A 13,650-nucleotide genomic window follows, 5' to 3' on the forward strand; every position below is an offset into this window, starting at 1 on the left:
TCATCATCATAGCTCGTGAGAGTATCGGATTATGTTTTATAAAATACTGAAAAATATATAAATTTTTATTTGAAATTTAGAAAAGCGTTCCCATCTAAGTGATAAGTTAGAAATTTGTTGTGAGGAATAACAAGAATGCGATTTGAAAAATTTACAAACCGCTTACAGCAAGCACTCTCAGATGCACAATCATTGGCAATGGGTAAAGACCATACCTCGATTGCAGGTATTCATATTCTTTCTACCTTATTGGAAGAACCTGCCAATTTGAGTTTGCTGCAACAAGCGGGTGCACGTTTACCAGAGTTAAAGCAGAAACTGGAACAAGCACTGCAAAATGCGCCAACCTTGGCAAATCCTACGGGTGATATCAATCTCAATCCTGAAGCGGTAAAGGTGCTGAATTTAGCTGACCGTTATGCACAGAAAGCAGGTGATGAGTTTTTATCAACCGATTGGGTATTACTCGGTCTGGCAGAAACAGGCGAAACCAAAACCATTTTAAATGGTGTGGGTGTTACGCCAGATAGTTTACGTAAAATAATTGAAAATATTCGAGGAAATGACAAAGTCATGAGCAATAATCATGAAGATCAACGTGATTCACTTAATAAATACACCATTGATTTAACTGAACGTGCCTTAGCGGGCAAACTTGATCCCGTGATTGGTCGTGATGACGAGATTCGCCGTACCATTCAGGTGTTATCGCGCCGTACCAAAAACAACCCCGTGTTGATTGGTGAGCCAGGGGTAGGTAAAACAGCGATTGTTGAAGGTTTGGCACAACGTATTATCAATGGCGAAGTCCCAGAGAGCTTAAAGAACAAGCGTGTGCTTTCACTTGACTTGGGCTCATTGCTTGCGGGCGCAAAATATCGTGGTGAGTTTGAGGAGCGTTTAAAAGCAGTCCTTAAAGACCTTGCGAAGCACGAAGGTGAGATCATCCTGTTTATTGACGAGCTGCATACGCTTGTTGGCGCAGGTAAAGGTGATGGCGCGATGGATGCAGGCAATATGCTAAAACCTGCTTTGGCGCGTGGAGAACTCCGTTGTGTGGGCGCGACTACTTTAGATGAGTACCGTCAATATATTGAGAAAGATGCTGCGCTTGAGCGTCGTTTCCAGAAAGTGTTGGTCGATGAGCCGAGTGTAGAAGATACCATTGCGATCCTACGTGGTCTTAAAGAAAAATATGCAACCCATCACGGTGTGCAAATTCTCGACTCAGCCATTATTGCTGCAGCGAAGATGTCTCATCGTTATATTACTGATCGTCAATTACCAGATAAGGCGATTGACTTGATTGATGAGGCTGCATCGCGGATTAAAATGGAAATTGATTCTAAGCCAGAAGCTTTGGATAAACTTGATCGCCGTTTAATCCAGTTGAAAATGCAGCTGGAAGCGGTGAAAAAAGATGAAGATGCGGGCAGTAAAGCCGAAGTAAATCATCTTGAGCAACAGATTGCTGAAAAGCAAAAAGAGTACAACGATCTGGAAGAGATCTGGAAAGCTGAAAAAACACTGGTTGAAGGTGATAAAAAGGCACAGGTTGAACTTGATCAGGCGCGTAGTGCTTTGGAAAAAGCCAAACGTGAAGGTGATTTGGCTGAAGCTGCACGCTTGCAATATGGTGTCATTCCAGAGTTGCAAAAACGTCTGGAGCAGGCCGAAGTTGCTGAGGAAAATGAAGAACCGAAGCTGATTCGTACCAAAGTGACTGAAAATGAAATTGCTGAAGTCGTGAGTGCGGCAACAGGAATTCCTGTGGCGAAAATGCTTCAAGGTGAACGTGAAAAACTTCTCAATATGGAAGAATTTTTACACAACCGTGTCGTTGGACAGGATGAAGCTGTGGTTGCGGTTTCCAATGCCGTACGTCGTTCACGTGCAGGTTTATCTGACCCGAACCGTCCAAGTGGATCATTCTTGTTCCTTGGCCCGACAGGTGTGGGTAAAACGGAGCTAACCAAAGCATTGGCTAACTTCTTGTTTGACAGCGACGATGCCATGATTCGTATTGATATGTCCGAATTCATGGAAAAACATTCTGTCAGCCGTCTAGTCGGTGCGCCTCCAGGCTATGTTGGTTATGAAGAAGGTGGTGTTTTAACTGAAGCCGTTCGTCGTAAGCCGTATAGCGTGGTGTTATTCGATGAGGTGGAAAAAGCACATCCAGATGTATTCAATATCTTATTGCAAGTATTGGATGATGGTCGCTTAACGGACTCACAAGGCCGTGTGGTTGACTTTAAGAACACGGTGATCGTAATGACCTCTAACCTAGGTTCACAAGATGTGCGTGAACTGGGAGAAGGTGCAACTGATGATGAAGTACGGGCAGTGGTGATGAGTGCAGTAACGCAACATTTCCGTCCAGAGTTTATCAACCGTATTGATGAGCTGGTCATTTTCCATTCTCTGCAAAAAGCACAGATTCGTGGTATTGCAGACATTCAGTTAGATCGTTTACGCACACGTTTGAGTGAACGTGATATGGGCTTAACTGTGGATGATACTGCTTTTGATCTGTTGATTGATGCTGGTTTCGATCCTGTATATGGTGCGCGTCCATTGAAACGGGCGATTCAGCAACAGGTTGAAAATAGTCTAGCTCAGAAAATCCTGTCTGGTGAGTTCCAGCCTGGAGACAATATCCTGATCAAAGGTGAGAATGGTCATCTGGTATTTGATAAGTTAAAACTGAGCTAAGCGGAAGTTTTAATGTTTTACCCAAAAAGATGGTGATGAAAGTCACCATCTTTTTTTATGTTGGTGCATCTGGTCAGATTTTTACAGGAATATTACCAATGACATTGCCACGTCTATAAAAACTTGATAGCTTCAAAACAAATAAGAAAAAAATTCAGGATGAATTAAAATGCAAAATAACAGACATCATTGCACAGGTATGTGTGTAATTTTGTTGTTCACCGCTTTATCTTCTATCGGACATGCTGCACAGCCATTGCCTGAGGGAACCTTGTCTTTGCAAACAGGTGCATTGAATAATGCCTTGCCAAGTATCATTATCAAAGCTCAACAAGATGCATTAAAGCCTGCGGAGGAACGCTGGCGTTCACAGCGTGTGTTGAGTGACCGGAATTTACGTGAAATTCGTGTCAGTATGCTTGCCGAAGGAGGTTTTTCTGCTTACGAAGAGCAGAAAAAAACCACGGTGATGGATGTTCGTGAGAAAAGAAAAGCGACCATAAAACCCCATACGGAGGCTCCTGATCGCTTTATGATTTATGAGTTTGACTCACCGAACGTAAAAAAAAGCAAAATTACCTTTCGGTGAGTATTCAAAACACTTAAATACTTGGGTGCTGAATTTTCCAGGCACGATGGATTTTTTGATTACGTTTGAAATCCAGTCCGATGGTTTCAGAAGTGATTTCTTCGACCTGATACATGGCTTCAATCTCTTCGTCTAGCTCAAAACCACGATAGTTATTTGAGAAGTAGAGCGTACCATCGCTGGTTAAGCGGTTCATGGCACGTTTAAGCAATGAAACGTGGTCGCGTTGCACATCAAAAGTACCGTAGAACTTCTTCGAGTTAGAGAAGGTTGGTGGATCAATGAAGATGAGATCGTATTGCTCATGACCTTCTTTTAACCACTCGAAGCAGTCGCTGGCGAAGAACATATGTTGTTCATCGGCATGATCTACCGTTAAACCATTCAGAACAAAGTTCTCTTTTGACCAGCTTAAATAGGTGTTCGATAAATCGACACTGGTGGTACTTGCTGCGCCACCTAAAGCGGCATGCAAGCTGGCAGTAGACGTATAGCTATATAGATTCAGGAAATGCTTGCCGCGTGCTTCTTTGGCAATGCGTAAACGCATCTGGCGGTGATCAAGGAACAAACCTGTATCCAGATAATCGGTCAGATTCACCAAGATACGTGCATCGCCTTCTTGTACGATAAAGCGTTTAGATGCAGTACTTTGTTTGGTGTACTGATTTGTACCTGCTTGACGAGCACGGGTTTTAATAAAGATGGCATCACGATTTAGACCCGTTACTGCACGGATTGCAGCAAGACCAAGATTAAAACGTTTTTTTGCTTTTTCTGGGTCAATTTTCTTTGGTGGTGCATATTCTTGTACATGCAATTTGTCACCGTACAAATCAACTGCAATATTAAAGTCTGGTAAATCTGCATCGTATAAGCGTAAGCAATAGATATTTTCTTTCACTGCCCACTTTTTCAAAGTTTGCATATTCTTTTGCAAACGGTTGGTAAAGTCTTCGGCGCCTTCAATCGCTTCGAATTGTTGTGGTTGCCAATTTGCCAAGAAGGGTTGAGTGACAGTCGCAGGTTTTACCGTACCAAAACGGGTATAAATTGGTAATTTACCATTCATCAATCGCAAGGTTTGTGGATCGTTAAATGCCAGTACATCTGCCTGCTCAATTTGAGCCGCAATAATTGCTGCGCGCTGATTTGGGAAATTCTTTTGAAGTAAGGCAGATAAGCCTAGATACAAAGAACGATTCGATGCTTTATCGCCTAAACGCTCACCATACGGTGGGTTGGTGACGATAAAGGCTTTTTTACCTTCGGCATGGAAATCATCCCAGTCTGCCAAAGTGCGTTCTTCAATCTGGATTTGATCAAGTAACTTTTCAAAACCCGCAGCAATAATGTTTTGGCGTGTCGCTTTTACTGCTTCCCAATCTGCATCATAAGCATAGAATTGCGGTAATGGCTGCTGTAAGGCTTTTTCATGACGCTCAGCAGCTTCGGCTTTGAGAGACATCCATAATTCATGGTCATGTCCATGCCAGCCATTAAAACCAAAACGGCGAACTAGACCTGGAGCACGATCAGTCAGGATCAAAAGCGATTCAATAATAAATGTACCTGAACCACACATTGGATCAAGAATAATATCGGGCTGATATTGCGCAAGTTGTGCTTTTTGTAAAATTGCTGCAGCCAAGTTCTCTTTAATCGGTGCATCGGTCATAAAACGGCGATAGCCGCGTTTATGTAAAGAATCACCAGATAAGTCTAGGCAATAGGTATGTTCGGTTTTGCCCGCCAATACATAAAGCGTAATTTCTGGTTGTTTGATATCAATACTTGGACGTTTGCCCACAGCTTCCATAAAGGAATCAACTACACCATCTTTTACACGGAGTGTCGCGAATTGAGTATTGACCTTAATTTCACGTTCAACGTGCAAGCGAATCGCAAAGGTACTTTGTGGTGCAAAAATCAAAGACCAGTCAAAGCTGATCGCACCTTCATAGAGTTCTTCAGCGACATCACGGGCGTCATGTGTATGTTCTAGTTCATGTGTATGAATCGGTAAAAGTACGCGAGAGGCGAGACGCGACCACATACAAATGCGATATGCATTTTCGAGTGTGCCTTTAAAAACCAAACGTCCAGCGAAGCGTTGAATGTCTTGAATCCCTAACTGTTCGAGTTCTTGTTGTAATAAGGTTTCAAGTCCATCCGCACAGGTCACCCAATAGTTTGTCAGACGTTGTGTAGAATTCATGCACATTTCCAAAAAAGCAGTTCAGCAATCGGCTATTTTAACTGATTTTTGTTTGTTCTGTCGGTGCATATTTGTGTGATTGTCAGCTTTATCATCGTTTCGATGCAATTTTTTCATTGATAGGCCGTGATTAAGCATGATTTTTTAAATTGATCGGGCGGTTTTAATCATGATTTGAATAATTGGTACAGCTTTTGCTTTTTAGTATTCCATTCATTGGCAAATAATTTTACTTAAAGCGAATGAAATTTAAGCATTTAAATTTGAAGGCTGGGAGAATGTGATGAAGAACGAAGTTTTGGTCAATGCTGAGGCATTTACGATTGCCACTCAAATGTATGTCCGTTTAAGACGTGTTTGTGGGCGTGTAATTGATGTGATGTATCTGGTGAATAATAAGGATTATGCCAAACATGTGCTGGGCATTGCTCTCGATACTCAAGATCCGGAATTAGAACGCTTTGTGGCACGCTTGAGTCCATTGGTCGAGCTATATCCTGAGCCTGTTTCGATAGTAAAGGAGAACACGTCAGATCTTCAAAAAGAAGTCGCTTCAGATGCCTATTCAATAGAAGTAACCGAGGAAGAAATTTATCAGGCTCAGGTTCATCATCACTATATTGGTGCATTAAGGTAAGTTATTTGTGATTTAAAGATAAAAGAAATCAAAAGGATGTAGCTATGATGTTTACATCCTTTAATTTATAAGTTTAATAAAGTGAAAAAAATAATATTTGTTATGACTCTATTTTTAAGTCCAACACTTCTTGCATATCCTATTACTATAGACGTCGTTAAATTTGCTGATGAAATCTATTCAGCTGAAAATAATCCAGACTTTATTGAACGTTACGAAACAGGAGATAAGAGCCAATTTGTTACATTCAGAACAAGGGGTTTGGATCATGGTGATGCAAAAGTTGTTATTGAGAAGGCAATCAATGCTTCCTACGGGAGCTTTCCTCGTTTTTCGGTTATAAAAACAGACCTATATTGTCATGATCAAATTCTAAAACGGACATTTTTCCTTTTTGATGAATTTGGAAATTTAGGTCGTTATGATGAGCAAGAAAGTACAGTATTAGCTATGAATACCAATTTAGGTAAAATCGCCTGTAGCAACGAATAAAAATTAATAGGATTAAAAAACAAAAATATTTTTACTTAAGTGCTGAAAACTTCGACTACGCACCAAATCTAAAGTCTGTATAATGCGTTAACTTAACGTGTTAGGAATCTCTTATGCACTTGGCGGCATTGCATACTTTGAGTCAGATTCAGCTCAATCAACAAGGAAATCTAAAGCACTTTTTAACAATTGAGGGTCTTTCTAAAGAAACCTTGACCAAGATTTTAGATACAGCGCAAAGCTTTTTAGATGAAAATAATAATTTGATCAACCGTCCGTTACTTGAAGGACTGACGGTAATGAATCTCTTCTTTGAAAACTCCACCCGTACCCGTACCACTTTTGAAGCAGCAGCAAAACGTTTGTCTGCCAATGTCTTGAATATCGATATTGCACGTTCAAGTACCTCGAAAGGTGAAACGCTACGCGATACATTGTGGAATCTGGAAGCCATGGCGGCGGATATTTTCGTGGTACGTCATTCTTCATCGGGCGCAGCACATTTCATTGCCAAAGATGTATGTTCGAATGTCGCGATTATCAATGCAGGTGATGGTCGTCACGCACATCCAACTCAGGCCATGCTGGACATGTTGACCATTCGCCGTGAGACCAAGAAACCATTTGAAGAGCTGACAGTCGCCATTATTGGTGACATCAAACATTCACGTGTAGCACGTTCGAATGTAGCAGCGTTGCAAACATTGGGTTGTAAAGACATTCGTGTAATTGCACCGAATACTTTATTGCCAGTGGGTTTTAATGAATATGGTGAGCATGTACGTCTGTTTAATAAAATGGATGAAGGTGTGAAAGATTGTGATGTGATTATTGCCTTACGTATCCAAAATGAACGTATTGATTCACCAGCCTTATCATCACAGGCCGAATTCTACAAAATGTATGGTTTAAACAAAGAGCGTCTGGCGCTGGCAAAACCAGATTGTATCGTGATGCATCCTGGCCCAATGAACCGTGGTGTTGAAATTGACTCAAGCGTGGCAGATGGTGATCAATCCGTAATTTTAAAACAGGTCACCAACGGTATTGCGGTTCGTATGGCTGTACTGGCACTTGCGATGCAAGGACAGTTACAAGAACAAGGTTTAATTGAAGCGATTGCACTGTAAGGGATAGATCACATGAGTATTGTAAAAATTGAAAATGTCCGTGTGCTCGATCCAATTCAACAGACTGATCAGGTGCAAACGGTTTATATCGAAAATGGTAAGCGTATTGATGCCGTTGATCATGTGGATGAAACCATCAATGGTCAAGGCAAATGGTTAATGCCAACCATGGTGGACTTGTGCGCACGAATGCGTGAGCCGGGTCAGCAACAGCATGGGACCTTAAAGTCGGAAGGAAAAGCTGCACGTGCCAATGGTATTTTGCATGTTATTACGCCACCAGACTCAAAGCCAATCGTGCAAGATAATGGTGCCCTAATCCACGGTCTGATTGAAAAAGCTCAACTGGATGGCGGAATTTATCTACATATTATTGGCGCACAAACGCAAGGTTTAAATGGTAAGCAACCTGCCAATATGGCAAGTTTAAAGAAGGGTGGCTGTACTGCTGTTTCAAATGCCAATGCTGCATTTGAAAATGATGATGTGGTGATCCGTACCCTTGAATATGCCGCAGGCTTGGGTTTAACCGTGGTGTTCTATGCCGAAGAACCGCAAATTGCCAAAGATGGTTGTGCGCATGAAGGTTTTATTGCTTCTCGCCAAGGTCTACCGATGATTCCAGCGATTGCGGAAACTGTTGCGATTGCTAAATATCTTTTGATGATTGAAGCAACCGGTGTGAAAGCACATTTTGGTTTATTGTCTTGCGGCGCATCGGTCGATTTGATTCGTGCAGCAAAGGCCAAAGGCTTACCTGTGACCGCAGATGTTGCGATGCATCAGTTACATCTCACCGAGCAATTGACCGATGGCTTTAATTCACTTGCACATGTGCGCCCGCCATTGCGTTCGGAACAGGATAAGGAATTATTACGTCAGGGCGTAAAAGAAGGCGTGATTGACGCAATCTGTACCCATCATGAGCCTTTGAGCAGCTCAGCGAAAATGGCACCTTTTGCGGAAACTCAACCGGGAATTACAGCATTTGATACCTATGTCGCTCTCGGTGTGCAACTGATTCAGGAAGGACTGTTTGAGCCGTTGGAATGGGTGGCAAAAGTCACTTCGACACCAGCACAAGTTGCCAATATGACAGAACGCTGGATACAAGAAGCAGGCTGGGTATTGGTTGATCCAGAACTACAATGGACTGTGTCTAAAGAAAGCATTCTTTCACAAGGTAAGAATACACCACTTATTGGTCAGCAATTGACAGGTAAAGTTGTGACCACTTTCGCGTAAAGCAAAAGTTTGTTTATGTAGCGGAATAGGAGCTAAGTCTTATTCCGCTTTGTAAAATGTGATGTAGATATTGTATTTAAATTTTACAGAATAGATAAAAACAAGAAAAAATAGATTAAAGTAATTATATAAATGAGATATGCCTTACATAAAATTATAAAAAAGAGAAATAAGCCATTCTAATAATTGGAGCTTAATACGATGTCTATACATCCTATGGAATTACTTAAACAGAAAGTTTCATCTGTGATTGTAAATGATCAAACCAGCTTAGTGAATGAAAAAAATGATGTCTTATCAAGATTTTATCCTATCCTACTTTATCGTTTTCTAGAAAAGCCTGAGCTGGTCGATAAGTTAAGAGAAAAACTTACGCCTTCTATTTTTGATTTACTGGAAGAAAATGAGCGTGTTAAGAATGCGTTGTTGTTGAGACTGGCCGCAGGAAAAGTGTCCGTAGCTGAGGTAGAGATTACCTTAAATCGGGCCATTCCTAAAAGTCTGGCGGTTTTATCTAATGAGGTGGGTAATGATGCGATGGCGATCATTTATTATTTAAGAGATCATAAAGCATCGATTTATTCTTTATTGCCATGCTGGACTAGCGAAGTTTTGGCACAATTAAATGAAACCTATATTAAAGAGCAGTTGCTAGACGTTATTCCCGCTATTCCTATCGTGCCTCCTACAAAAAAGCAGAACAAGATTTTTCCACTTTTTACAGTGCTTTTTGGCTTTTCCCTAATTTTTTTATATCATTTAAGTAAATGATGCTTGCTGGTTTGAATGTATAGTCTAGAGTGAATTTTTTATTTTTATAAATCCATGATTTTGAAAATAAAGATAGATGATTTTGAAGAATAGAAGGGAACTTTTAGATTTAATACTATTGTACCAATTGTTAAAAAAGATGCGCATTTCTTATTTTTCTTTGTAAATTGTGATGTAAGTATTGTATTTAAATTATATAAAAATGAATAAAAAAAATACAAAAGATTAGAATGAAAAAGCAGCAGTTCACTTGAGCTTCGCTTTTTTCTTGAGTGTTCTGAATATTATAAATTTAATGTGTTGGAGTGAATAACAATGTCAATAAACCCAATGGAACTGTTAAAGCAGAAAGTGACTTCGATGATCGTGAGTGATCAAGACGGTCTAGTAAATGAAAAAAGTGCTCTTTTATCTAGGTTCTATCCCATTTTACTTTCTATTTTAGCGGCAAAACCTGAACTCATTCAGAAATTAAAAGATTCTATTTCGCCCTCACTATCAGATTTATTAGGGCATAACGACCAAGTCAAAAATGCGCTTCTGACCAATTTAAGTAATGGGCAACTTTCCAGTGCTGAAACAGAACAAACGTTAACTCAAGCGATTCCAAAAAGTCTGGCCGCTTTAACTAGTGAAGCTGGCAATGATACGCAAAGTATTGTGAACTATTTAAAACAACATATGGATTCGATCCGTTCATTATTGCCAGCATGGGCAGTTGGTCTATTGGCACCACTTGGGTTGGTGTCGAGTGCATCTGCTGCTACTTCTAACTTTGCCAATACTTCGGCAGCGACGGCACCTAAATCTCGTGCATGGCTGCCTATTGTGGCCTTGATTATTCTCGGTTTATTAGTGGCTTGGTTGTGGAAGTCTTGTCAAAACAAACAGGCGACTGCACCTGTAACTCATGATACAAATTCAGCCTCAGAAGTTGCGGCAGATGCTGCACCAGCGACATTAGCTTTAAGCACTGATGGTTCAGGTAATCTTGCCCAATGTCAGGTGGGTGTCGGGGATCAAGGATTTTTGGCGACCATACAGGCCAAAGTCAAAGAGGTTTTTTCTGCAAATCAGGAATGTACAGTTGATACTGCAACAAAACATGCTGGAACCTTTATGGATCAGGCGGGCCTTGCTGGCGTATTAGGTCTACTGAAAGGCGTACCGAATGTTTCTCTGGACTGGATTGGTGACAAGATCACCTTGAAAGGTGGAGATGCGAATCAACTTAACGATTTACTTGGCAAAATTAAAGCTTTGGTACCCAATACCGAAGTGGTGGTTGAAGCACCAATGACTGCTGCTGACTCTGTGAGTCATAGTTTAAATGCCGCACAAGATGCTTTAGCAAATATTGATGCTAATCAGGTTGATATTAATGATGTGATCAAGGCATTAAACCTACAGATTATTAATTTCTCTACAGGTTCAAACCAGATTCCAGATGAAAATAAAGCCATTCTGGATAAAGCTGCGGCATTAATGAAAAATATCAAAGATGCGAAATTGACTGTGGCGGGTTATACCGACTCAACAGGTAACGCGAACAGTAATAAAACGTTATCGCAAAAACGTGCCCAGGCGGTAGTGGATTATTTGGTGAGTCAGGGTGTTGCTGCTGACCAGCTAACAGCAGTTGGGCATGGTGCGGATAATCCAGTTGCAGATAATACAACGGAAGAAGGACGTTTTAAAAACCGTCGTATTGAGTTCTCAATCACACCTTAAATTTGCAATTACGCAATACTTTAAAGGAGCTATTACGATAATAGCTCCTTTTATTTTGACTTATCATTACATTTACAGTCTTATCTTAAAATTAATTTAAATAAAGTCAAAGAAAAGACTCGAATAGATCGAATTAAATTGAGTAGAATACGCCCGAAAAATAAGATAACGGGGTAATTAATATGAATAAGTTTTTGATATTCACCACATTAACGACAGCAATTTTATTAACAGGATGCGATAAATTTAAACCCAAAGAGAAAGTTGAAAATATTGATACAGCCGTTTCAGAATGGAGTTGTACCAATCAAGATAACTTGAATAATATTCAGGCAGCTTTAAAGAAAGATTATTTAAAGCAAATTGAGCGAAGTTTGCGAGAAAGCGAATATCAGGCTGATTATGAAATTTTAGATAAAATTAACAAGGGACTAAAATTTGAAATCAAAAATGTCCGAACTTTAGATAATAGCGACAGTGAGCAAGCGTCAAAAACATTACTGGATTGTGATAGTCAATTGGTGATTTCATTCCCGAAAGGCTTACAGAAACGTGCTGAAAATGCGTATCTCGAAGAGCAGAAATATCAACGAGATGGTGAGGATGAAGGCCAGTCGACTTATACTTTAGGTGACTATTTCTCGGATAGTGACTATCCATTAAAGCTTGAAGATGATCAGTTACGTGGTGAGTTTTCTTATAATCTGACCAAAACCGATAAAGATGGTGTCGTGCTGAATATTCCAGATCAAAACGCCGTTATTGATGGTGTTGTGTTTATGGCGACCAAAGCCGTGCATTACATGGCGTATTTAAAAGAAAACCGCCTGATTGAACAGAATAGTGAAAAGGCCCAGCAGGAGTATGATGCAAAGTCATCTGCTCAAATGGATCTGGCGCAAAAGGCCATGAATATTCGTAACAAAGAGCTGGATGCTGAAAAGGCAAAACAGGTGGAACGTTTAAATCAGACGTGGGATAAGTTCAGTCCTGAACAAAAAGCTCAATTACAGCAGGATCAGTCAGACTGGTTTGAGAAACGTGATGTGGATTGTAAAGTGCTATCACAGAAGAGTGTTTATGATACTCCTGAAAAAGACCGGGAAACTTATCAGAAACAGGCGGGTTACTGGAATGATGCGATGCATCAGCAAGATCAGGACATGCAATATACTAAATGCTTTATTCAACGCACGATTGAACGGATTGTTTACCTAAATAATGTCAATTAAATAAACAAGTAGAAAAGGACGAATTGATTCGTCCTTTTTTTATTGGCATGCTTAAGCAAATCACGTGCTTAGATAAAGTTTATGAAAATTACATTGATTGGTGCAGGGCGGGTTGCGACACATTTAGCTCGAGCTTTAAAACAGCAACATCAGATTGCGCAAGTGTTTAGCCGAAACTTACAGCATGCTGAGACCCTTGCAGATCAAGTAAATGCTCAAGCGATTAATCAGGTTAATCAACTTGATCCACAGGTAGATTTGGTGATTATTGCGGTAAGTGATCAGGCCATTTCCAGCGTAATTGAGTCGATTACAGCTTATTTACCAGATAATCTGATTGTACATACCTCGGGCAGCACCAGTTTATCGGTTCTACAAAATACTCATTATCGAGCTGGTGTGTTTTATCCTTTGCAAACCTTTAGTTTTGAACGGGATGTGAACTGGGCAGAAACCCCTTTGTTTGTTGAAGCTGCTGAGCAGCAGGATTTAGCTTTTTTAACAGAATTAGCAAACAGTTTAAGCCATCGTGTCTATCAATATAGTTCTAAGCAACGGCAAACTTTACATTTATCGGCTGTATTTGCTTGTAATTTCAGCAATTATTGCTATGACTTGGCAAAACAAATTGTAGATGCCGAGCAGGTTGATTTTAGTTTGTTATATCCTTTAATTATGGAAACTGCGAATAAGGCAACCCAGAATGACCCTAAACAAATGCAGACAGGGCCTGCAATGCGTGGTGATCAGAATATATTAAAGATGCAGCGCCATTTATTAGCGGAGACACAACGTAACGATCTGGAAAATATCTATGCTTTGATGAGTGAAGGGATTTATAAACGCCATATAAATCAAGAGTAACGATAATTATACAAAATAGACAAATT

At 40.3% G+C, this 13,650-nt stretch carries 11 protein-coding genes; 10 read left to right on the plus strand and 1 reads right to left on the minus strand.

Annotated features, from left to right (window positions below):
* Positions 1-135 precede the first annotated feature (135 nt).
* Together clpB and A9Z07_RS17025 are read left to right on the plus strand one after the other, a co-directional pair.
* Positions 136-2,715: an ATP-dependent chaperone ClpB gene (clpB, locus tag A9Z07_RS17020; RefSeq protein WP_069579953.1), complete on the plus strand. Its 2,580-nt coding sequence runs from the start codon at positions 136-138 to the stop codon at positions 2,713-2,715.
* A 169-nt stretch (positions 2,716-2,884) separates the two neighbouring features.
* The gene (locus tag A9Z07_RS17025) at positions 2,885-3,304 is read left to right on the plus strand and encodes a hypothetical protein (RefSeq protein WP_069579954.1); all 420 of its coding nucleotides are present in this window, start codon (positions 2,885-2,887) and stop codon (positions 3,302-3,304) included.
* Between the two features lie 13 nt (positions 3,305-3,317).
* Here A9Z07_RS17025 and rlmKL read toward each other — a convergent pair whose 3' ends face one another.
* On the minus strand, positions 3,318-5,522 hold the full coding sequence (rlmKL, locus tag A9Z07_RS17030; RefSeq protein ID WP_005258095.1) for a bifunctional 23S rRNA (guanine(2069)-N(7))-methyltransferase RlmK/23S rRNA (guanine(2445)-N(2))-methyltransferase RlmL: 2,205 nt from the start codon (positions 5,520-5,522) through the stop codon (positions 3,318-3,320).
* A 283-nt stretch (positions 5,523-5,805) separates the two neighbouring features.
* Here rlmKL and A9Z07_RS17035 point away from each other — a divergent pair, with 283 nt between their 5' ends.
* The 8 genes from A9Z07_RS17035 to A9Z07_RS17070 all read left to right on the plus strand — a co-directional run bounded on the left by A9Z07_RS17035 (position 5,806) and on the right by A9Z07_RS17070 (position 13,624).
* On the plus strand, positions 5,806-6,159 hold the full coding sequence (locus A9Z07_RS17035; RefSeq protein WP_062846877.1) for a hypothetical protein: 354 nt from the start codon (positions 5,806-5,808) through the stop codon (positions 6,157-6,159).
* 81 nt (positions 6,160-6,240) lie between these two features.
* Complete coding sequence (locus A9Z07_RS17040; protein ID WP_227516951.1) at positions 6,241-6,651, plus strand: hypothetical protein; 411 nt, start codon at positions 6,241-6,243, stop codon at positions 6,649-6,651.
* 113 nt (positions 6,652-6,764) lie between these two features.
* The gene (locus tag A9Z07_RS17045; RefSeq protein ID WP_069579955.1) at positions 6,765-7,781 is read left to right on the plus strand and encodes an aspartate carbamoyltransferase catalytic subunit; all 1,017 of its coding nucleotides are present in this window, start codon (positions 6,765-6,767) and stop codon (positions 7,779-7,781) included.
* 12 nt (positions 7,782-7,793) lie between these two features.
* Positions 7,794-9,026 (plus strand): dihydroorotase, encoded by a 1,233-nt coding sequence (locus tag A9Z07_RS17050; protein ID WP_069579956.1) that lies wholly within the window; start codon positions 7,794-7,796, stop codon positions 9,024-9,026.
* Between the two features lie 201 nt (positions 9,027-9,227).
* Positions 9,228-9,797, plus strand: coding sequence for a hypothetical protein (locus A9Z07_RS17055; protein ID WP_069579957.1), 570 nt, complete (start codon positions 9,228-9,230; stop codon positions 9,795-9,797).
* Positions 9,798-10,112: 315 nt separating this feature from the next.
* On the plus strand, positions 10,113-11,528 hold the full coding sequence (locus A9Z07_RS17060) for an OmpA family protein (protein WP_069579958.1): 1,416 nt from the start codon (positions 10,113-10,115) through the stop codon (positions 11,526-11,528).
* Positions 11,529-11,710: 182 nt separating this feature from the next.
* Positions 11,711-12,760, plus strand: coding sequence for a lysozyme inhibitor LprI family protein (locus tag A9Z07_RS17065; RefSeq protein WP_069579959.1), 1,050 nt, complete (start codon positions 11,711-11,713; stop codon positions 12,758-12,760).
* Positions 12,761-12,841: 81 nt separating this feature from the next.
* Positions 12,842-13,624 carry a Rossmann-like and DUF2520 domain-containing protein gene (locus A9Z07_RS17070; RefSeq protein WP_069579960.1) on the plus strand — a complete coding sequence of 261 codons (783 nt, stop codon included), beginning with the start codon at positions 12,842-12,844 and terminating at the stop codon, positions 13,622-13,624.
* Positions 13,625-13,650 lie beyond the last annotated feature (26 nt).

Origin of the sequence: Acinetobacter sp. YK3, from assembly GCF_001729365.1 — a bacterium.
Classification (GTDB): Bacteria; Pseudomonadota; Gammaproteobacteria; order Pseudomonadales; family Moraxellaceae; genus Acinetobacter; species Acinetobacter vivianii.

Coding starts and splice junctions, on each gene's coding strand:
- clpB (WP_069579953.1), top strand. CDS start 136: ATGCGATTTGAAAAATTTACAAACCGCTTACAGCAAGCACTCTCAGAT.
- A9Z07_RS17025 (WP_069579954.1), top strand. CDS start 2,885: ATGCAAAATAACAGACATCATTGCACAGGTATGTGTGTAATTTTGTTG.
- rlmKL (WP_005258095.1), bottom strand. CDS start 5,522: ATGAATTCTACACAACGTCTGACAAACTATTGGGTGACCTGTGCGGAT.
- A9Z07_RS17035 (WP_062846877.1), top strand. CDS start 5,806: ATGAAGAACGAAGTTTTGGTCAATGCTGAGGCATTTACGATTGCCACT.
- A9Z07_RS17045 (WP_069579955.1), top strand. CDS start 6,765: ATGCACTTGGCGGCATTGCATACTTTGAGTCAGATTCAGCTCAATCAA.
- A9Z07_RS17050 (WP_069579956.1), top strand. CDS start 7,794: ATGAGTATTGTAAAAATTGAAAATGTCCGTGTGCTCGATCCAATTCAA.
- A9Z07_RS17055 (WP_069579957.1), top strand. CDS start 9,228: ATGTCTATACATCCTATGGAATTACTTAAACAGAAAGTTTCATCTGTG.
- A9Z07_RS17060 (WP_069579958.1), top strand. CDS start 10,113: ATGTCAATAAACCCAATGGAACTGTTAAAGCAGAAAGTGACTTCGATG.
- A9Z07_RS17065 (WP_069579959.1), top strand. CDS start 11,711: ATGAATAAGTTTTTGATATTCACCACATTAACGACAGCAATTTTATTA.
- A9Z07_RS17070 (WP_069579960.1), top strand. CDS start 12,842: ATGAAAATTACATTGATTGGTGCAGGGCGGGTTGCGACACATTTAGCT.